The 18,966-nt window shown below is 63.0% G+C and carries 17 protein-coding genes and 1 tRNA gene; 10 read left to right on the top strand and 8 right to left on the bottom strand.

The window, feature by feature from the left end; translation table 11 throughout:
* The first annotated feature begins 19 nt into the window (after positions 1 to 19).
* The 3 genes from I3253_RS04445 to I3253_RS04435 are packed head-to-tail and all read left to right on the top strand — an operon-like array spanning position 20 to position 2,919.
* Positions 20 to 1,828, top strand: a complete 1,809-nt coding sequence (locus I3253_RS04445; protein WP_232236996.1) for a TadE/TadG family type IV pilus assembly protein — start codon at positions 20 to 22, stop codon at positions 1,826 to 1,828.
* The gene (locus I3253_RS04440) at positions 1,825 to 2,361 is read left to right on the top strand and encodes a TadE/TadG family type IV pilus assembly protein (RefSeq protein ID WP_197916435.1); all 537 of its coding nucleotides are present in this window, start codon (positions 1,825 to 1,827) and stop codon (positions 2,359 to 2,361) included. Before I3253_RS04445 ends, I3253_RS04440 begins: the two co-directional genes overlap by 4 nt.
* A 6-nt stretch (positions 2,362 to 2,367) precedes the next feature.
* Positions 2,368 to 2,919 (top strand): TadE/TadG family type IV pilus assembly protein, encoded by a 552-nt coding sequence (locus I3253_RS04435; RefSeq protein WP_197916434.1) that lies wholly within the window; start codon positions 2,368 to 2,370, stop codon positions 2,917 to 2,919.
* Here I3253_RS04435 and I3253_RS04430 read toward each other — a convergent pair.
* The 3 genes from I3253_RS04430 to speB form a co-directional block, all read right to left on the bottom strand.
* A complete protein-coding gene (locus I3253_RS04430; protein WP_197916433.1) occupies positions 2,895 to 3,386 on the bottom strand; it encodes a hypothetical protein in 492 nt (163 codons plus the stop codon). The genes I3253_RS04435 and I3253_RS04430 overlap by 25 nt on opposite strands.
* A gap of 86 nt (positions 3,387 to 3,472) precedes the next feature.
* Positions 3,473 to 4,534: an aldo/keto reductase gene (locus tag I3253_RS04425; RefSeq protein WP_197916432.1), complete on the bottom strand. Its 1,062-nt coding sequence runs from the start codon at positions 4,532 to 4,534 to the stop codon at positions 3,473 to 3,475.
* 57 nt (positions 4,535 to 4,591) lie between these two features.
* Positions 4,592 to 5,551: an agmatinase gene (gene speB / locus I3253_RS04420; protein WP_197916431.1), complete on the bottom strand. Its 960-nt coding sequence runs from the start codon at positions 5,549 to 5,551 to the stop codon at positions 4,592 to 4,594.
* Positions 5,552 to 5,649: 98 nt separating this feature from the next.
* Between speB and I3253_RS04415 the strand changes: the two genes are divergently transcribed.
* The 3 genes from I3253_RS04415 to metG all read left to right on the top strand — a co-directional run bounded on the left by I3253_RS04415 (position 5,650) and on the right by metG (position 9,469).
* Positions 5,650 to 6,270 carry an ImuA family protein gene (locus I3253_RS04415; protein ID WP_232236995.1) on the top strand — a complete coding sequence of 207 codons (621 nt, stop codon included), beginning with the start codon at positions 5,650 to 5,652 and terminating at the stop codon, positions 6,268 to 6,270.
* A gap of 124 nt (positions 6,271 to 6,394) precedes the next feature.
* Positions 6,395 to 7,654 (top strand): MFS transporter, encoded by a 1,260-nt coding sequence (locus I3253_RS04410; protein WP_197916430.1) that lies wholly within the window; start codon positions 6,395 to 6,397, stop codon positions 7,652 to 7,654.
* A 102-nt stretch (positions 7,655 to 7,756) separates the two neighbouring features.
* Positions 7,757 to 9,469 carry a methionine--tRNA ligase gene (metG, locus tag I3253_RS04405; RefSeq protein WP_197916429.1) on the top strand — a complete coding sequence of 571 codons (1,713 nt, stop codon included), beginning with the start codon at positions 7,757 to 7,759 and terminating at the stop codon, positions 9,467 to 9,469.
* A gap of 48 nt (positions 9,470 to 9,517) precedes the next feature.
* On the opposite strand, the gene I3253_RS04400 is transcribed toward metG, so the two are convergent.
* The 3 genes from I3253_RS04400 to I3253_RS04390 form a co-directional block, all read right to left on the bottom strand.
* Positions 9,518 to 9,604 (bottom strand) — tRNA-Leu (locus I3253_RS04400).
* 59 nt (positions 9,605 to 9,663) lie between these two features.
* Entirely contained in the window at positions 9,664 to 10,215 is a 552-nt protein-coding gene (locus tag I3253_RS04395; protein WP_197916428.1) for a tetratricopeptide repeat protein, read from the bottom strand.
* A gap of 37 nt (positions 10,216 to 10,252) precedes the next feature.
* Complete coding sequence (locus I3253_RS04390; RefSeq protein WP_197916427.1) at positions 10,253 to 10,726, bottom strand: Lrp/AsnC family transcriptional regulator; 474 nt, start codon at positions 10,724 to 10,726, stop codon at positions 10,253 to 10,255.
* A gap of 104 nt (positions 10,727 to 10,830) precedes the next feature.
* Here I3253_RS04390 and putA point away from each other — a divergent pair, with 104 nt between their 5' ends.
* A complete protein-coding gene (putA, locus tag I3253_RS04385; protein WP_197916426.1) occupies positions 10,831 to 14,253 on the top strand; it encodes a bifunctional proline dehydrogenase/L-glutamate gamma-semialdehyde dehydrogenase PutA in 3,423 nt (1,140 codons plus the stop codon).
* Positions 14,254 to 14,284: 31 nt separating this feature from the next.
* Positions 14,285 to 15,031 (top strand): rhomboid family intramembrane serine protease, encoded by a 747-nt coding sequence (locus I3253_RS04380; RefSeq protein ID WP_197916425.1) that lies wholly within the window; start codon positions 14,285 to 14,287, stop codon positions 15,029 to 15,031.
* An 88-nt stretch (positions 15,032 to 15,119) separates the two neighbouring features.
* On the opposite strand, the gene I3253_RS04375 is transcribed toward I3253_RS04380, so the two are convergent.
* Positions 15,120 to 15,911, bottom strand: a complete 792-nt coding sequence (locus I3253_RS04375; protein ID WP_197916424.1) for an inositol monophosphatase family protein — start codon at positions 15,909 to 15,911, stop codon at positions 15,120 to 15,122.
* Between the two features lie 187 nt (positions 15,912 to 16,098).
* Here I3253_RS04375 and I3253_RS04370 point away from each other — a divergent pair, with 187 nt between their 5' ends.
* On the top strand, positions 16,099 to 17,139 hold the full coding sequence (locus tag I3253_RS04370; protein WP_197916423.1) for an NADP-dependent oxidoreductase: 1,041 nt from the start codon (positions 16,099 to 16,101) through the stop codon (positions 17,137 to 17,139).
* 363 nt (positions 17,140 to 17,502) lie between these two features.
* On the top strand, positions 17,503 to 18,009 hold the full coding sequence (locus I3253_RS04365) for a GFA family protein (protein ID WP_197916422.1): 507 nt from the start codon (positions 17,503 to 17,505) through the stop codon (positions 18,007 to 18,009).
* A gap of 4 nt (positions 18,010 to 18,013) precedes the next feature.
* On the opposite strand, the gene I3253_RS04360 is transcribed toward I3253_RS04365, so the two are convergent.
* Positions 18,014 to 18,919 carry a LysR family transcriptional regulator gene (locus I3253_RS04360; protein WP_197916591.1) on the bottom strand — a complete coding sequence of 302 codons (906 nt, stop codon included), beginning with the start codon at positions 18,917 to 18,919 and terminating at the stop codon, positions 18,014 to 18,016.
* Positions 18,920 to 18,966 lie beyond the last annotated feature (47 nt).

The raw sequence follows: 18,966 nt of genomic DNA, 5'->3' as shown, positions 1-18,966 counted from the left end.
AAGGCGAGGTACAGGACCGATGCGAGAGATCGAGCAAGACTTTCTACGGGGCAAGATCCGTGAAAACAGGCTGGGGATGCGTGGCTGGCTGATGCGGTTCGCGCGCGAGGAAGACGGTGTCATCGTCGGTTTCGCGGTGTTCCTGTTCCTCATCATCCTGATGATCGGCGGCGTCGGCATCGACGTGATGTATTCCGAAATGAAGCGCACGAAGATGCAGCACACGCTGGATCGCGCCATTCTTGCCGCCGCCGACCTGGATCAGACCCGCTCACCCGACGAGGTCGTGGCAGATTATTTCAACAAGGCCGGCATGTCTGACTATCTCAGCAACGTCACCGTCAGCGAGGGGCTGAATTATCGTCAGGTCGAGGCCTCGGCCAAGACCGAAACCAAAACCATGTTCATGAAGATGGTCGGAGTGGATACGCTCTCGGTGCCCGCATCCGGGACCGCGGTCGAACGGATCGGCAATATCGAAATATCGCTGGTGCTCGACGTTTCTGGCTCGATGAACAGCAACAGCCGCCTGACCAACCTGAAGGTGGCGGCCAAGGAATTTGTGCAGACGATGGACGACAACACCGAGGACGGCACCCTGTCTGTCTCGATCGTGCCCTATGCCACCCAGGTATCCGGGCCGACGGCGTTGTTTGACAAACTGAACGTGACCGCCGAACACACCTATTCCAACTGCGTCGATTTCGACAGCAACGATTTCACGACAACCGCCATTACGCCTACGCAAGAGCTTCAGCGAACCGCCCATTTCGACCCATGGAACGAAAACGACTGGCGCGACGACGATCCCAGCTACCCGGTTGGCGGCAGGACCGGCAGCTACAATAATGGCGATCCGGTCTGCGAGGTCGATCCTTCGCGCCAGATGGTCGTGCTGCAAAATAACACCCAAGAGCTGAAAGACTTCATCGACGACATGTGGGGCGGCGGCAACACGTCCATCGACATCGGCATGAAATGGGGTACCGCGCTGCTGGACCCGGCGCTGCAACCCGCCATCGAAGACATGGTCGATGACGGAACGGTACCGGCGGATTTCTCCGGGCGCCCGTTCTCTTACGCCGACGCCGAATCCCTCAAGGTCATCGTGTTGATGACGGACGGCAAAAATACCACGCAATACTACATCAAGGACGAGTTCTCCGAAGGTGCCTCCAACATCTGGTGGAACGAACAGGAAGAGATCTATTCGATCTATGTCGGCCAGGATGAATTTGACGAAGATAATGACGGAGTTACCGAAGAGCCGCTGTTCTACTGGCCCGGCCACACTGACCCCGATGGCAACTGGCGCCAGGGCTGGTTCGATCATGCCTGGGGCAACGGTGTCTACGAAGAAGAAGAAACCACAAAGGAAAAAGTCTGTAAATCCTACCGCCGGAACGGATCGTGCAGGCGCTACAAGTGGGTCAAGACAACAACGACCGTCGAGGTCGACGAACCCGGCGAGGCGGTCGTGGTCAAATATCCCGATCTCTGGGCCTACACCTCGCCCCGCTGGGTCGCCGATCAGCTTTATGCCCCCTGGATGGGCCAGAGTTCCGCGCGCTCCTATTGGGATGACGGAGTTCAGGGATGGTACGGCACCAGCACAAAGAATTCGCGCGCCAAATCAGTCTGCGATGCGGCCAAGGACGAGGGCATCATCGTCTTCACCATCGGCTTCGAGGCCCCTTCCGAAGGGCAGGCGGTGCTCAAGGACTGCGCCAGTTCCGACAGTCACTATTTTGACGTGGACGGGTTGGAAATTCGCGATGCCTTTGCCGCGATTGCCACCTCCATCCGCCAGCTGAGGTTGACGCAATGACCCAGAACAAACGCAGCTTCCTCTCCCGGTTCCGGCGTAACGAGGACGGGCACGCAACAATCGAGTTCGCGATCATGGTGCCTTTCCTGTTCGTGATCATGCTATCTGCCGTAGAGCTTGGCATGTTGACGATGCGCTATGCCTTTCTTGAACGCGGGCTGGATATTGTCGTACGTGACATCCGACTTTCGACAGGCGCCGAATTTGAACATGACGAGATACGGGATCAGATCTGCGATGCGGCCGGAATGATCCCGGATTGCTCCAACAATCTGAAACTTGAAATGATCACGCTTGACCTGCGCGACTGGACGGGGATCCCGACCACCACGGTCTGCACCAACCGCGCCGAAGAGGTGCAGCCGCTCACATCGTTCCAGGCCGGCGGCGAAAACACCCTCATGGTGTTGCGGGCCTGTGCCAAGATCGAGCCGCTGTTTCCAACCACCGGGCTGGGCGCCACTTTTAATGTGGACAGCGCCGGGGATTATGCGCTCGTGGCCACCTCCGCATTTGTTCAGGAACCGAGGTAATCCAACATGTTGCATAGCCTGAAATCCTTCCTGAACCGCTTTCGAGAAGACACGCGTGGCACCGTCGCGGTCGAGGCGGCGATCATGCTGCCGGTCCTGTTCTGGGCGTTCATGGCGATGGCGCTTTTTTTCGATATGTACCAGACCCGCAGCACCACCGAAAAAGCGGCCTATACCATTTCCGACATGCTGTCGCGGGAAACGGCGGCGGTGGACGAAGAATATGTCGACAACGCGCTTGATCTGTTCAAGGCGATATCCAGCCTCGATTCGATCTCGTCCTTGCGGGTCAGCGTTGTGGCCTGGAGCGACATCGACGAAGACTATTTCCTGGATTGGAGCTATGGCACAGGGCTGGATGAGGGCCTGACCGAGCAAAGCCTGGCCAACATGTCCAGCAAACTGCCCGAGCTTGTGAATGGCGAACGTCTGATTGTCGTGCAAACCTTCGGCAAATACGATCCGCCCATCAATATCGGGCTTGGGACGGTCGACATGGATACGTTCGTGTTCACCCGCCCCCGTTTCGCACCTCAGCTGGCCTGGTCCGGGGCCTGAGCCCGCTCGACCAGCAACGCTTCCAGCATCTGCGCCATGACCTTGGATTGAGAACCGGGCGTTACGCCGCCAATCCCGACGCGGCGGCCCAGCGCCCACCAAAGCCCCGGCTGCCAGCTGCGTTGCCGACGGCTTTTCAGCCTTAACAGGAAGCCATTGGAAGGCTTCATGGCAAACATGCCGCGCTCGACCCGTTCGATCTCGTCAATCAGGGCGATCACTTCACCCGAACTGCTGCGCAGCCCGTCTTGCGTCAGCTCGATCTGGTTTTCGGTGGCCCGCCGCGTGGCATCCGCAAGCCACAAAGCAAAAACGCCCATCCCGATCAGGAATACCTGCCACTGCAAGGCCGGCGGGCGGGACATGGCCAGATAGATCAACAATCCGCCCAAAGCCGCCATGACAACGATCCCGAACCATCTGCGCAGGACCGAAGCCCGTACGACTGCCAAAATCTCGTCCTGCATATGTCCTCCGGCGCAGCCTGCACCGCCCTAACGCGGAGGCAGGCCGATTGGCAAGCCCTGATACGGGTAAACCGGCCGCGATGCGCCTAGTAGGGCATCGGATGATCGCGATGTGCCTCGTCTATTTCGGCCAGCACCGCGTCGCTCAGTCGCAGCCCATCCATCTTCAGCACATGCGCCAACTGATCCAGCCGCGTCGCGCCAAAAATCGCGGAACAGACAAACGGGCGCTGCACCGTGAAGGCCAGCGCCATATGCACCGGGTCCAGCCCGTGGCGCTGCGCGATTGCCAGATAGGCATCCACCGCTTCAAAAGCCCGCGCGGTCAGACGCCCACCCAGATCCGCCGTGCCGCCCTGCGCCCGCGCCACATCCAGACGCGATCCGTCCGGCACCGCGCCGTGCTGGTACTTTCCGCTCAAAAGTCCCGTGGCCAGCGGTGAAAACGCCATCAGCCCCACATCTTCATTCGCGCTCATTTCCGCCATGTCGGTATCGTAGAGCCGACACAACAGCGAATATTCGTTCTGCACCGATGCCACGCGCGGCAAGCCCCGCCCCTCGGACAGGCGCAGCCACTGAGACGTGCCCCAGGCGCTTTCGTTGGACAGGCCAAAGGCCCGGATGCGCCCGCGCTCTACTTCGCGCTGCAAGGCATCAAGCGTTTCTTCCATATGCGCGATGGTGCTGGCCCGGTCCTGCCCTGACGGATCGTAGCGCCAGTTCTTGCGGAACATGTAAGAGCCGCGATTGGGCCAATGGAACTGATAAAGGTCGATATAGTCGGTGTTCAGCCGCTTCAACGAGCCGTCAATCGCCTCGGGGATGGATGCCGCGCTGATCTCTGCCCCGTCGCGAATATGGGGCAGGCCGTTGCCGGAATGCTTGGTCGCCAGCACCACGTCCTTGCGGCGCCCGGTCTTTTCGAACCAGCTGCCGACGATCCTTTCGCTGTCACCTTGGGTCTTTGCGCTGATCGGGTTCACCGGGTACATCTCGGCGGTGTCCCAGAAATTGATCCCCCCATCCAACGCCATATCCATCTGAGCGCGGGCTTCGGCCGCATCGGTCTGTGTGCCGAATGTCATCGTGCCAAGGCAAAGCTCGGACACGTTGATGCCGGTCCGCCCCAAGGGGTTCATTTTCATGTCAGGTATCCTGTCTCATTCGCGGTTGGTCGCAGAGTAGAGCCTGATGCGGCAAGTTCAACCCGCCTTGCGCGCGTGGAAAATGAAACCCAGAAAATTCAACAGCACCTGCGCCGCCAGGATCGCCGTCGATCCGGTCGGGTCATAGTCGGGTGCCACCTCGACCAGATCGATGCCCACCACCTCGTGCCGCCGCGCCAGCGCCTGCAACATCTCCAACACGTCGTAATACAGGAAACCACCATGGCTGGGCGTGCCCGTACCCGGCGCGATCGAAGGACAAAACGCATCGATATCGATGGTCACGTACACTCTGGCGCCTTCGGGTATGCGCCCGATCACGCCCTCTGGCCCCAGGGCACGGGCCTGGCGCACACTCAGGATGTCGCTGCCCATGCTGCGGGCATCCTCGTAACCTTCCCGTGCTGTCGAACTGACATTGCGAATGCCCACCTGTGTCAGCCCGGTGACATGGGCCTGCTCTGCCGCACGCCGCATCGGGTTGCCATGGCCATACCGCACCCCGTGGCGCTTATCGACAAAATCCAGATGCGCGTCGATTTGCAGGACGTGGATGTCCCCTTGCGTGTCAAACGCATTGATACAGGGGATATTCACCGAATGATCGCCGCCGATCACCACCGGCAACGCCCCCGCATCCAGTATCGCGCGCACACCGGCCTTGATATTGGCATGGCTTTGAGCGGTGTCGGTATGCACGATGTCGGCGTCGCCCAGATCGACAATCCGCACGTCGCCCCCCAGATAGCTCGCGTCATCCTCGTGGTCATATGCCCCGGCATGGCCGAAACTGAACAATGTGCTGGCTTCACGCACCGCCCTGGGCCCAAACCGCGCGCCGCTGCGCCATTGCGTGCCAAAATCATACGGCGCGCCAAGCACCGCCACATCCGCCGCGATGGCCGACCAGTCCTCGACATAGGGCCGCTTGCCGAATGTCGCTATTCCCACGAAAGGCAGGTTCAACCGCCCGCTCTCATATCCGTGCCCAGCCATGTCACCCTCCGCTTGCCTGCGGTCACGGTGCCGTATTCCCGGTGCCGGGTAAAGCATCCCATATTGAGAACAATACGGGAACGCGCTAGAATTCCGACATGCCGACTCACCTCCTCACACGCAGCCCCGAACGCCCCCGCCTCATGCTCGAACCCGCCCCCGGCATCGCGCTGGCGCTGGCCCGGCTGCACGAGGGGTGCGGCCCGGCGCGCCACAGCTTTGCCCTGTGGCTGGCCCGGCACAGCCGCGGCCCTGTGTTCTGGATCGCCCCGGAATGGAGTGCCGCGCCGCTCAACCCCGATGGCATGGCCCGCTTCGTGCATCCGGGGCGGTTCACCTTCCTTACCCCGCGCCGCCCCGAGGACGTGCTCTGGACCATGGAGGAAACGTTGCGCGCCGGGCTGGTGCCATTGGTGGTGGCCGATCTGCCCGGCCTGCCGGGGCTGACCCCGGTGCGCCGCCTGCACCTGGCAGCCGAAACCGGCGCCGCCGATACCGGGCAGCCGCCGCTGGGCCTGATCCTTACCCCCGCAGATGGGGGCGCGCAGGGGGTGGAAAGCCGCTGGCATATGGCCCCCGCCCATACGCCCGACACCGAGGCCTGGACCCTGACACGACTGCGCGCCCGTACTGACCCGGTCAAACGCTGGCGGGTCACGGACCTTGCGGGCAAACCCCGGCTGACCACCCCGGACAGCATCCCCAATATCCCGGCGTGACGCCCCGCTCTACATCAGGCGGGTGACAGGGCACGGCGGCAACATCCCTCAAACCGACAAAAACGACACTTAATCGTCGAATTACCACTTGCCGCCACGGCCCCAGCCGCGATGCTGGGAAATTATGCGCATGATAATTTCCTTCTCCGCCCTGTTCCTGTCCGTGATCCTGCTTCAGCTGAGTTCCGGCGGAGTCGGCCCGCTGGATGCGCTTTCAGGCATCGTGCTGGGCTTTTCCACGTCTCAGATCGGCCTGCTCGGCTCGGCGCATTTCTTTGGCTTTTTCATCGGCTGCTGGTGGGCGCCACGCCTGATCGGCAACGTCGGCCATTCCCGCGCCTTCGCGGCCTTTACCGCGACGGGCGCCATTTCAATGATCGCGCATTTCGTCGTGGTCGACCCGATCGCCTGGGCGCTGATGCGCGTCGGGTCGGGCCTGTGCGTGGCGGGATGCTATACCGTTGTCGAGGCATGGTTGCAGGCCAAGGTCACAAACGAGACACGCGGGCGCGCCATGGGCGTTTACCGTGTGGTGGACATGGGCGCATCGCTTGCCGCACAGCTGGTGATCAGCGTTCTGGAACCGGCAGCCTATGTTTCCTACAACATCCTCGCCATCCTGTTCTGCGCCGCGCTATTGCCGATCACGCTGACCAGATCTCCCCAGCCCGCCACGCCGGACGCCCCACGCTTGCGCCCGATGCTGGCCGTCTCGCGCTCGCCGCTGGCCGCCGCTGGCGTGGTCGTCGCCGCACTCAGTTCGGCCAGCTTTCGCATGGTCGGACCGGTCTATGGCACAGAGGTGGGCTTGCAGACCAATCAGATCGCCTGGTTCCTGGCCGCCTTCGTGCTGGGCGGCGCGCTGGCGCAATATCCGGTGGGCTGGCTGGCCGACAAATATGACAGGCGTTGGGTGCTGATCTGGCTGTCCGCCGCCGCCGTCGGTTCCTGTATCACAACCATCCTGATCGGGGGCGGCAACACGACGCTTGTGATGCTCAACGCCACTGTCTTTGGCCTGACCGCCTTTCCCATCTACTCGGTCGCCGCCGCCCATGCCAATGACTTTGCCACCTCGGAGGAGCGGGTCGAGCTTTCGGCCGCGCTGATGTTCTTTTACGCCCTTGGCGCCATTGCCGCGCCGCTCTTCGCCTCGGGCCTCATCCAGCGGTACGGGCCCTCTGCCCTGTTCGTAATGATCGCCGTCGGGCATGTCGTGCTGATCGTCTTTGGCCTGACCCGGATGCGCGCGCGCCCGACGGCCGAAAAACGGACGCGTTACGTCTATGCGCCGCGCACCTCCTTCACCATCGGGCGCCTGACCCGCCGTCAGCGCGAAACCCCGCCACGCACCACCAAGGATGAAAACGACCCCGACGAGTAAGCCATGAAATCCCGGGGCCGTACCGATGGGCAGGATTGCCCCTCTGGAACAGCGCGCCACTTTGGTCTAGACGATGCGCACGCACAACCAAGGGAACCTGACATGGCGCGCCACCTGATCACTTCGGCCCTTCCGTATATCAACGGGATCAAGCATCTGGGCAATCTGGTTGGCAGCCAGCTGCCCGCCGATCTGTATGCCCGCTACCTGCGCGCGCGCGGCCATGAGGTGCTGTTCCTTTGCGCCACCGACGAACATGGCACCCCCGCAGAACTTGCCGCCGCAAAGGCCGGTATGCCGGTGGCGGAATACTGCGCCGAACTGCACGAGGCACAGGCACGGATCGCGGACGGATTCCGCGTGAGCTTTGATCATTTCGGGCGCTCGTCCTCGCCGCGCAACCACCGTCTGACCCAGCATTTCGCCGGGCGCCTGGCAGAGCTGGGCCTGATCAGCGAAGTTACTGAAAAACAGATGTATTCCAATGCCGACGGCCGCTTTCTGCCGGATCGCTATATCGAGGGCACCTGCCCCAATTGCGGCTTTGAAGGCGCGCGCGGCGACCAGTGCGACAATTGCACCAAACAACTTGACCCGACCGACCTGATCAATCCCTATTCCACCATCTCCGGCTCTACCGACCTGGAAGAGCGCGAAACCAAACACCTGTTCCTGCGTCAGTCGCAGATGCGGGAAAAACTTCAGGACTGGATCGACAGCAAATCCGACTGGCCGGTTCTGACCACGTCGATTGCCAACAAGTGGCTGAACGACGGTGACGGCTTGCAGGATCGCGGCATCACCCGCGATCTGGATTGGGGCATCCCGGTTAAAAAGGGCACCGAAGACTGGCCCGGCATGGAAGGCAAAGTGTTCTACGTCTGGTTCGACGCCCCGATCGAATACATCGCCTGCGCCCAGGAATGGGTGGACGCGGGCAAGGGCGACAATTGGGAACGCTGGTGGCGCACCGACAGGGGCGCCGGGGACGTGACCTATACCCAGTTCATGGGCAAGGATAACGTGCCCTTCCACACCCTGTCCTTCCCGGCCACGATCCTGGGCTCCGAAGAACCCTGGAAGGCCGTCGACTATATCAAGTCCTTCAACTACCTCAATTACGATGGCGGCCAGTTCTCCACCTCGCGCGGGCGCGGCGTGTTCATGGATCAGGCGCTGGACATCCTGCCCCCGGATTACTGGCGCTGGTGGCTGCTCAGCCACGCGCCGGAAAGTTCTGACAGCGAATTCACCTGGGAAAACTTCCAGCAATCGGTGAACAAGGATCTCGCTGACGTTCTGGGCAATTTCGTCAGCCGCGTGACCAAATTCTGCCGGTCGAAATTTGGCGAAGTGGTTCCCGCGGGTGGCAGCCATGGCGCCACGGAAACCGCGCTGATCGACGAGCTGACCACGCGCATCGGGGCCTACCAGGATCACATGGGCGCGCGCGAAGTGCGCAAGTCGGCCCAGGAATTGCGGGCAATCTGGGTGGCGGGCAACGAATACCTGCAAACCGCCGCCCCCTGGTCGACCTTCAAGGAAGACCCCGACACCGCCGCCATGCAGATCCGGCTCGCGCTGAACCTGATCCGGATTTACGCGGTGCTGTCGGCCCCTTTCATTCCCGATGCCAGCCAAGCCATGATGGCGGCCATGCACAGCGACGACCGGACCTGGCCCGACGACGTTCCCGCTGCATTGCAGACCCTGGCGCCGGGACACGGATTCAGCGTGCCTGACGTTCTGTTCCGCAAGATCACCGATGAAGAGCGCGCCGAATGGGAAGGCCGCTTTGCGGGCCGGCGCGACTGATACAACCAGACCGGCACTATTCGCGAATTTTGTCCTGCGATTTCATGGTGGTACCCGCGGCCGGACTCGAACCGGCACGGCCTCATCGGCCTGGGGATTTTAAGTCCCCTGTGTCTACCATTCCACCACGCGGGCCTGCCTGATGACGGTTGCGCGACAATACCCAATGCGAATTCGGTGTAAAGCGAGGAAGGCTAGAGTTCCTGACCGGATTTGTGTCGGCTTTCCGGTGCGCGGTACAGGCTGCGTTCCGGCAGCCATGGGTTGAGTTCCAGCGCCTGCGCCAGCGCATCCTGTGCTTCGGCATCGCGCCCCAGCCCCACCAGTGTCAGCGCCCGCCCGGACAGGGCACCGATGTGATTGGGAGACAGGCTCAGTGCCTTTTCAAGATCGGGTAGTGCCGCCGCAAAATCACCGCGCAGGAAATTGACAAAGGCGCGCTGGTTGTACCCTTCCGCGTAATCCGGGCAATAGTCCACCAGCCTGTCGAAATCCTCGCGCGCGCCCAGAAGATCCCAGGCCGCGCGCCGGGTCATGCCCTGGTCCAGGATCTCTTGAGCCGCGTCGTCAGGCGCATCGGCCCAATACGCCCACATCTGGTTGGCAATCACCTGCGCCGATGCCTCGTCCGGCGCCGCTTGCAACCGGGCGATCAGTGCGTTCAGCGGCGCGCTGTGATCCGGGGCGTCGGGACAGGCCCAGGCCGGGGTGGACAAGAACAGCAAGGCAACAAATACGGGTTTCATCCTGAAATTCTGCCATGCAGGGCTGCCCTCAACCAAGTCACATCTCTGCGAGGCCGGTATCCTTGACCGCCTCCATCGCCACATAGGTCGACGTGCTGGCCACATGCGGCAGTGCGGAAATCCTTTCGCCCAGCACGGCGCGATAGGCCGCCATATCGCGGGTGCGCACCTTGAGCAGGTAATCGAAATGGCTGGCGATCATATGCGCCTGCTCGATTTCGGGCACCTGTGCCACGGCCTTGTTGAAGGCCCGCAGCGCCGCTTCGCGCGTGTCGGTCAGCTTGACCTCGACAAAGGCGACATGGTCCAGCCCCAGCCGCACCGGATCCAGCAGGGCGCGGTACCCGGTGATCACGCCCTCCTTTTCCAGCCGGCGCAGCCGGGCCTGGGTTGGGCTTTTGGACAGGCCGATCTGCTGGGCCAGATCGGTGATCGAAACCCGCCCGTCCGCCGCCAGAACCTCCAGAATCGCGCGATCGAACCGATCCAGAGCCACCTGTTCAATTTGCATCGTTTCGCCCGCCATTTTCAGCCATTCCGCCCGCCAAATCCCAAAATTCGGCAAATCCGCCTGCCAAATGCCACGTATACTATGTCAATTCAATGGAGTTCGCCATGCCCCGTTCCCAAGCCCGCACCCTGATCGATACCACCACCTATTGCGACGAGGCCGCGCTGCTGGATCGCCTGGTGGCCGAGGCCGCCCTGTCGCCCGAGGACCGCGCCCGCATCAGCGCCCGGGCCGCCGATCTGGTGCGCGCCATTCGCGACCGGACACAGCCGGGGCTGATGGAGGTTTTTCTGGCCGAATACGGCCTGTCGACCGACGAGGGCATCGCGCTGATGTGCTTGGCCGAGGCGTTGTTGCGTGTGCCGGACGCGGAAACCATCGATGCGCTGATCGAGGACAAGATCGCCCCGTCCGATTGGGGGCGCCATCTGGGGCATTCCACCTCGTCATTGGTCAACGCTTCGACCTGGGCGCTGATGCTGACCGGCAAGGTTCTGGAGGATCGCGAGCCCGGCCTGATCGGCAGCTTGCGCGGTGCGGTCAAGCGGCTGGGCGAGCCGGTAATCCGCACCGCCGTGGCGCGCGCCATGAAGGAAATGGGGCGACAGTTCGTGCTGGGTGAAAGCATCACATCGGCCATGCAACGCGCTGCGAACATGGAGAAAAAGGGATACACCTATTCCTATGACATGCTAGGCGAAGCCGCCAGGACCGACGCTGACGCCATGCGCTATCACCTCGCCTATTCGCGCGCGATCACGGCCATCGCCGCGGCCTGTAGCGACGACGACATCCGCAACAATCCCGGCATCTCGGTCAAGCTGTCGGCCCTGCATCCGCGCTATGAAATCGCCCAGCGCGCCCGCGTGATGGACGAGTTGGTGCCACGCCTGCGCTCGCTTGCGCTGCTGGCGAAATCCGCCGGAATGGGGCTGAATATCGACGCGGAAGAGGCCGACCGCCTGTCCATTTCGATGGACGTGATCGAGGCGGTTCTGGGAGAGCCCGCCCTGGCCGGATGGGACGGGTTCGGCGTGGTGGTGCAGGCCTATGGCAAGCGCGCCGGGGCCACGCTGGATTACCTTTACGAGCTGTCGCACAGGCTGGACCGCAGGATCATGGTGCGTCTGGTCAAGGGGGCTTATTGGGATACCGAGATCAAGCGGGCGCAGGTTCTGGGCATTGACGGGTTTCCCGTCTTTACCCGCAAGGCGGCGACCGATGTCAGCTATATCGCCAACGCGCGCAAACTGCTGGGCATGACCGACCGGATTTACCCTCAATTTGCCACCCACAACGCCCATACGGTGGCCGCGATCCTGGACATGGCCAGCGACAAATCCGCTTTTGAATTCCAACGCTTGCACGGTATGGGCGAGGCGCTGCACGACATCGTTCTGACCACGCGCGACACCCGCTGCCGCATTTATGCGCCGGTTGGCGCGCATCGCGATCTGCTGGCCTATCTGGTGCGCCGCCTGCTGGAAAACGGCGCCAACAGCTCGTTTGTGAACCAGATTGTCGACGCGGACGTGCCCGCCGAAACCGTCGCCCGCGATCCGTTCGAGGCGCTTGACGATCCGGCGCCGCATCTGCCGCGCGGCCCCGAACTTTTTGCGCCCGAGCGGGTGAATTCCAAGGGGTTTGACCTGACGGATGTCCCCACACTTGAGCAGCTCGAAAAGGCGCGGGCGCCCTACCGTGCGGCCCAATGGCAGGCCACTCCCCTGATTGCAGGGCAAACCGCACCCAAGGCGGCGGAACCGGTGACAAACCCTTACCTGCCGTCGGATTCACCGGGCACCGTGGCCCATGCCAGCCCGGCCGATATCGAGACCGCCCTGGCAGCGGCCACGCCCTGGGCGGTTTCGGCGCAAGAACGCAAGACTATCCTGAACCGCGCCGCCGATCTTTACGAGGCGCATTTCGGCGAATTCTTCGCCCTCCTGGCGCGCGAGGCAGGCAAGACCCCGCTGGATGCCGTCGCCGAATTGCGCGAAGCGGTGGATTTCCTGCGGTACTACGGTGCGAACGCGCCCGAAGCCCCCCCCGCCGGCGTGTTCACCTGCATCAGCCCGTGGAATTTCCCGCTTGCGATCTTCTCGGGCCAGATCGCGGCGGCCCTGGCGGCGGGCAACGCGGTTCTGGCCAAGCCCGCCGACCAGACGCCGCTGATCGCGCATCGCGCTATACAGCTGTTGCACGAGGCAGGTGTTGCGCGCACGGCGCTGCAATACCTGCCCGGTGCCGGCGCGACCGTGGGTGCCGCGCTCACCTCGGATCCGCGCGTGAACGGCGTTGCCTTCACCGGGTCCACCGCCACTGCGCAACGCATTCGCGCCGCCATGGCCACCCATCTCGCCCCCGGCGCGCCGCTGATCGCGGAAACCGGCGGGCTGAACGCGATGATCGTGGATTCGACCGCCCTGCCCGAACAGGCCGTTGCCGCGATCATCGAAAGCGCGTTTCAATCCGCTGGTCAGCGCTGCTCGGCCCTGCGGTGTCTTTACGTGCAGGACGACATCGCCGACGGGCTGCTGACCATGCTGAAAGGTGCCATGAAAGAGTTAACGCTTGGTGATCCCTGGGCGCTTTCCACCGACAGCGGCCCGGTGATCGACGAAACCGCGCGCCGGGGCATCGCCGATCACATTGCACAGGCCCAGATCCAAGGACGGGTGCTGTTCCAACTGCCCACTCCGCAAACCGGCACGTTCATTGCCCCCACCCTGATCCGGGTGAACGGGATTGGCGATCTGGAACGCGAAATCTTCGGCCCGGTCCTGCATGTCGCCACATTCAAATCCGCGGAACTGGACACGGTGATCGACGCGATCAACGCCACTGGCTATGGCCTCACCTTTGGCCTGCAAACCCGGATCGATGACCGGGTGCAGCACGTATCGGACCGGATTCATGCGGGCAATATCTACGTCAACCGCAACCAGATCGGCGCCATTGTCGGCAGCCAGCCCTTTGGCGGCGAGGGCCTGTCGGGCACCGGCCCCAAGGCGGGCGGGCCACACTACCTGCCGCGCTTCTCGGCGCGCGCCCCACAGACCGGGGGCACATGGCGCACGCCGATGCCCATGGACGCATTGACCGACCTGATCGCAAAATGCCCGCCGGGTGACGCTGTCCAGTCGATTGTGCTGCCCGGACCGACCGGGGAATCCAACCGCCTGTCCACCTTCGCCCGCCCCCCGCTATTGTGCCTTGGTCCCGGCGCCGATACGGCAAGACGGCAAGCCGAAACCGTGCAATCGCTTGGCGGCCGCGCCGTGGCCGCAACCGGCGCGGTTGCGCCCGAGGCGCTGGAACGGCTGACCGGTATCTCCGGCGTGTTGTGCTGGGGCGATACGGAACTCGCCCGCGAATACGAAATTGCCCTGTCCCGGCGTCCCGGCCCGATCCTGCCCGTGATCACAGGCATGCCCGACGTGGCGCGGGTGCGCGGCGAACGCCATGTCTGCGTGGATACAACCGCAGCGGGCGGAAACGCCGCGCTGCTGGGTGGGGCCGCTTGACGCCCCTCCCGTTTGATCGCAGGCTCGACGCATGTTTCCGATCCGCGATCACAACCCGTCGGGGCGCAGACCCTTTGTCGTCTATACTCTGATCCTCCTGAATACCGGGGTCTTTCTCAGCTATTGGCACCTTATGGGCGATGACTATGCGCTCGCCCGGATATTTCAGACCTGGGCGCTGATCCCGGGCGAGGTGTATTACGGCTACAACCTGCATACGCTGATCACCTCCATGTTCCTGCATGGCGGCCTCATGCACCTGGCGGGCAACATGCTGTTTCTGTGGATCTTTGGTGACAACCTGGAAGACGAGATGGGCCATGTCGGCTTTCTGGTCTTCTACCTGCTGGCCGGGCTGGCGGCAGGGCTGGGCCAGATGGCGGCCAACCCCTATTCCAACGTGCCCATGGTGGGCGCATCCGGGGCGATCGCCGGGGTGATGGGTGGATATCTTCTGATGTTTCCCAGGGCACGGGTGGATGTGCTGCTGATCATCATCATCTTCTTCAAGATCTTCACGGTTCCGGCCTGGCTGATGCTGGGGCTGTGGTTCGCGCTGCAACTGGTCGGCAGCGCGGGCATGGACACCGCCAGCGGCGGCGTGGCCTATTGGGCCCATTCAGGCGGGTTCATTTCCGGCGCGCTCCTGGCGCTGCCGCTTTGGTTGCGCCGGGGCGGGCCGCGTTTCTGGCGTCGTAACGCAGGTCAGCCGCCTCACCCCGAAGCCAGATACAAGCTCACGCAAAGCTCAATCCCCACGGTGCGCCGCCGCCGCTGACACCCGCGCGCACCCGGTCCTTCTTTTGGCCAAAAATATCCTGGGGAGTCACGAGCTTGCCTCGTGACGGGGCAAAGCCCCCGCACCGTCAGCCGTTGCGGATCACCTTGGCAAACTGGCCAAAAATCGGCTCGTTGGCACAAACAATCTCGCCATCTTCCAGAATGTCACCCTTGGGGTTGATCGGTTCGGCAAAGCCGCCGGCCTCCTTGACGATCAGCATACCCGCCGCCAGATCCCAGGCATTCAGCGAACGCTCCCAGAACCCTTCATACCGCCCCGCCGCCACATAGGCGAGATCCAGCGCCGCTGCGCCGAACCGGCGCACGCCGGCGGTGGCGGGCAAAAGGCGCGCCAGGTCTTGCAGCGTTTCGGGCAGGTCGGCCCTTCCGCCAAAGGGCAGACCGGTGGCAAAAATCGCCTCGATCATCCGTGTACGGCCCGACACCCGCAGCCTCTGGCTATCGTTCAGCCAGGCGCCCTCACCCTTTTCCGCATAGAACATCTCGTCCTTGGAGGGGTCATAAACAACACCGGCGACGATCTGGCCCTTGTGCTCCAGGGCAATGGAAATGGCCCAATGCGGCAGGCCATGCAGAAAATTCGTGGTGCCGTCCAGCGGATCGACGATCCAGCGGCGCGTCGGATCCTTGCCCGCGATCTCTTCGCTCTCCTCGGCCAGCCAGCCATAGGTGGGGCGCGCCTCCAACAAGGCCTCTTTCAGGATCTCCTCAGACCGCAAATCGGCCTTGCTGACAAAATCGCCCGCGCCCTTCATGGAAACCTGAAGGTTCTCGACCTCGCGAAAGTCCTTGAGCAGCGAACGGGCCGCCTTGCGGGCGGCTTTCATCATGATATTCAGATTTGCGCTGCCTGGCATGGCTGGGGCTCCTTTTGGCTCAGAGCGCGCGTATACGCCGCAAATCCCCGTTTGCCAAGGGCCTTGCCCGGCCGCGATCATCCGCGCGGAACGCCACGTCACATGCCCCTGGGTCAGGCGCGGTCGGGCTTGCCAAGCGCGCGGGCGACCCACACCTTGTGGAACAGTCACAACAAGGAGACACGCCATGAGCGACAAGATGCAGCGCATCGTGCTGGCCAGCCGCCCGACGGGCGAGCCGACTGACGAGAACTTTCGCCTGGAAACCATTGACATGCCGACGCCCAAAGAGGGAGAAGTCCTTGTCAAAACGCACTATTTCTCGCTTGATCCCTATATGCGCGGACGCATGGACGATGCCAAATCCTATGCCGCCCCGGTCCCGATTGACGGGCTGATGGAAGGCGGCGCCGTGGGCGAAGTGATCGCCTCGCAACACCCTGCCTACCAACCGGGCGATTTTGTCTTCTGCATGACCGGCTGGGCCACCCACGGCATTGCCAGGGAACCGGCCCTGCAAAAGCTCGATCCCAATCTGGCGCCGATCTCCACGGCGCTGGGCGTGCTGGGCATGCCTGGCTTTACCGGCTGGTACGGGCTGACCGAACTGGGCAAGCCCAAGACGGGCGAAACGCTGGTCGTGGCGGCGGCCACCGGGCCGGTGGGTTCGATGGTGGGACAGATCGCCAAGCTGCGCGGGCTGAACGTGGTCGGTATCGCCGGAGGGGCGGAAAAATGCCGAATGGCGACAGAGGTTTACGGCTTTGACGCCTGTGTCGATCACCGCGCCTTTGACACCGCGCGCGACCTGCGCGGCGCCCTGAAAGAGCATTGCCCCAAGGGCGTGGATATCTATTTCGAGAATGTCGGCGGCAAGGTGCTGGATGCTGTTCTGCCGCTGATGAACCCCTTTGGCCGTATCCCGCTTTGCGGCATGATCGCGTGGTACAATGCCGGCGCACTGGGGGCGGATGCCTCGACCGAGGCCATCACCGGCCCGCGCCTGTGGCGCACGATCCTGGTCAACTTCCTGTCGGTGAACGGTTTCATCATCTCCAACCACTATGACCGCTATCCCGATTTCCTGCGCGAGGCCGGTCCGGCGCTGGCGGCAGGCAGGATCAGATATGTCGAGGATATCGCCGAGGGGCTGGAAAGCGCCCCGGCGGCGTTCCGTGCCATGCTGAAGGGCGGCAACAAGGGCAAACAGCTGGTCAAGGTGATCTGAACCTGAACGCGGCGCGCGGCCCAAGGCTGCGCGCGGCCACGCGAATCACCCCGAAACCCCAGGTTAACAAGGCCGCACTGCAATCGGCAGCACGTCGGTATCACGTCGGTATTGCGTCGGTATCGCTGCGTGAAACCGTCCGTTGAAGCCACCGGGCGCCAGCGTAACAAAGTTTTGATGCATTTGAGCAAGCGGCCCGCGCAAGGGATTCTCCGACCCGCCCCCCGTTTCGGTTGCAGCACCAAGATCGCAACGGCGGTCAGGCGCTGTTTTCTGGCGTTTGCGAAGGGCGAAAACCGGTGGCGCCCCTGCCGGGCCGCGCTATGGTGGGATTGTTCCCATCCGTCAGAGAGGCCAGCCACCATGTCAGCCCTGCTCCGCACCCTGCGCTGCCGCTGCGGTTCCGTCCTGTGCGAGGCAGAGGGCGCGCCGATCCTGACGGCGGTCTGTTACTGCGCCGATTGCCAGGCGGGCGGGCGGCGGCTCGAGGCGCTGACGGGCGCGGGCGACGTGTTGGAGAGCGATGGCGGTGCATCGTACCTGACCTATCGCGACGACAGGTTCCGGGTGATCCGGGGCGCGGAAGTGTTGCAGGGCCACAAGCTGCGTGACACTGCCCCGACCCAGCGCTTTGTCGCCACCTGCTGCAACAGCGCGATCTATCTGAAATTCCGCCCCGGCCATTGGGTGTCGCTGTTCCGCAACCGGTTTGACGACGCCGACCTGCCCGCCATCGAGATGCGCACCAATATCCGTCATCGCGCCGCCGACACGCCCCTGCCCGGCGATGCCCCGGCCTATCGCCGCTTTCCGCCACGGCTGTTTTTTCGCCTGATCAGGGCGCGGCTGGAGATGGCGCTGGGGCGCTGAGTAGTCACGCGGCCTGGAGCCGTCGCGCCTCTTCCCCGGCAAGGCGGATCAGATCGCGCATGTAGGGCTTTTCCAGATCCTCGTCGCGTGTGGCGGCGAAAAGCTGGCGGGTGATGCCGTTTTCGGTAAGCGGGCGGGTGACGTAATCCGACGAGTATTTCACCTCGCGCACCACCCAATCGGGCAAGACGGATACGCCCCGGTTGGAAGCGACAAGCAGCAGGATCACCGCCGTCAGTTCGGCCTGCCGGATCGCGCCCGGTTCCACCTTGGCCGGGGTCAGAAGCTGGGAAAAGATATCGAGCCGCGCCCGGTCGACCGGATAGGTGATCAGAGTCTGGCCACGAAAATCCTCGGCCTCGACCCAGGGCTTGCCCGCCAGCGGGTGCTGGGCGGCGGCGACGAAGACCGGGTTGTAATCAAAGAGGTGGGAAAACGAGATGCCAGGCAGGTTTTCCGGATCGGAAGAGACCACCAGATCCACCTCTTCCTTTTGCAGCGCGGGCATCGCGTCAAAGGCCAGGCCGGGGCGGATATCGACATCCACATCCGGCCATGTCTTGCGGAAGGCCTCGAGCACCGGAAACAGCCATTCAAAACAGGCGTGGCATTCGATGGCGATATGCAGCCGCCCCGAACTGCCATCGCGCAACCCGTTGAATTCGGCCTCGATCGCGTCGACCTCGGGCAGGATCTTGTTGGCCAGCCGCAACAGGCGCATCCCGGCGCCCGACAGCTTCATCGGTTTGGACCGGCGCACGAAAAGCTCTACGCCGGTCTGTTCCTCCAGCCCCTTGATCTGGTGCGACAGCGCCGATTGCGTGATGTTGAGTTGTTCCGCGGCCCGCGCCAGCCCACCACATTCATGGATCGCGCGCACGGTGCGCAAATGACGGAATTCGATGTGCATCTTCATGTTTGGCTCATGACGTTCTTGAATATTATGAATTTGCCTAA

It is taken from the genome of Thiosulfatihalobacter marinus (genome assembly GCF_016019955.1).
Taxonomy (GTDB): domain Bacteria; phylum Pseudomonadota; class Alphaproteobacteria; order Rhodobacterales; family Rhodobacteraceae; genus Shimia; species Shimia marinus_A.
Note: the sequence above shows the minus strand (reverse complement) of the source record. Positions and strands in the feature narration are given on the sequence as shown.

Coding starts and splice junctions, on each gene's coding strand:
- I3253_RS04425 (WP_197916432.1), bottom strand. CDS start 4,534: ATGAAAATGAACCCCTTGGGGCGGACCGGCATCAACGTGTCCGAGCTT.
- I3253_RS04440 (WP_197916435.1), top strand. CDS start 1,825: ATGACCCAGAACAAACGCAGCTTCCTCTCCCGGTTCCGGCGTAACGAG.
- I3253_RS04360 (WP_197916591.1), bottom strand. CDS start 18,919: ATGCACATCGAATTCCGTCATTTGCGCACCGTGCGCGCGATCCATGAA.
- I3253_RS04370 (WP_197916423.1), top strand. CDS start 16,099: ATGAGCGACAAGATGCAGCGCATCGTGCTGGCCAGCCGCCCGACGGGC.
- I3253_RS04375 (WP_197916424.1), bottom strand. CDS start 15,911: ATGCCAGGCAGCGCAAATCTGAATATCATGATGAAAGCCGCCCGCAAG.
- I3253_RS04415 (WP_232236995.1), top strand. CDS start 5,650: ATGCCGACTCACCTCCTCACACGCAGCCCCGAACGCCCCCGCCTCATG.
- I3253_RS04430 (WP_197916433.1), bottom strand. CDS start 3,386: ATGCAGGACGAGATTTTGGCAGTCGTACGGGCTTCGGTCCTGCGCAGA.
- I3253_RS04365 (WP_197916422.1), top strand. CDS start 17,503: ATGTCAGCCCTGCTCCGCACCCTGCGCTGCCGCTGCGGTTCCGTCCTG.
- I3253_RS04380 (WP_197916425.1), top strand. CDS start 14,285: ATGTTTCCGATCCGCGATCACAACCCGTCGGGGCGCAGACCCTTTGTC.
- I3253_RS04410 (WP_197916430.1), top strand. CDS start 6,395: ATGCGCATGATAATTTCCTTCTCCGCCCTGTTCCTGTCCGTGATCCTG.
- metG (WP_197916429.1), top strand. CDS start 7,757: ATGGCGCGCCACCTGATCACTTCGGCCCTTCCGTATATCAACGGGATC.
- I3253_RS04435 (WP_197916434.1), top strand. CDS start 2,368: ATGTTGCATAGCCTGAAATCCTTCCTGAACCGCTTTCGAGAAGACACG.
- I3253_RS04445 (WP_232236996.1), top strand. CDS start 20: ATGCGAGAGATCGAGCAAGACTTTCTACGGGGCAAGATCCGTGAAAAC.
- speB (WP_197916431.1), bottom strand. CDS start 5,551: ATGGCTGGGCACGGATATGAGAGCGGGCGGTTGAACCTGCCTTTCGTG.
- putA (WP_197916426.1), top strand. CDS start 10,831: ATGCCCCGTTCCCAAGCCCGCACCCTGATCGATACCACCACCTATTGC.
- I3253_RS04390 (WP_197916427.1), bottom strand. CDS start 10,726: ATGCAAATTGAACAGGTGGCTCTGGATCGGTTCGATCGCGCGATTCTG.
- I3253_RS04395 (WP_197916428.1), bottom strand. CDS start 10,215: ATGAAACCCGTATTTGTTGCCTTGCTGTTCTTGTCCACCCCGGCCTGG.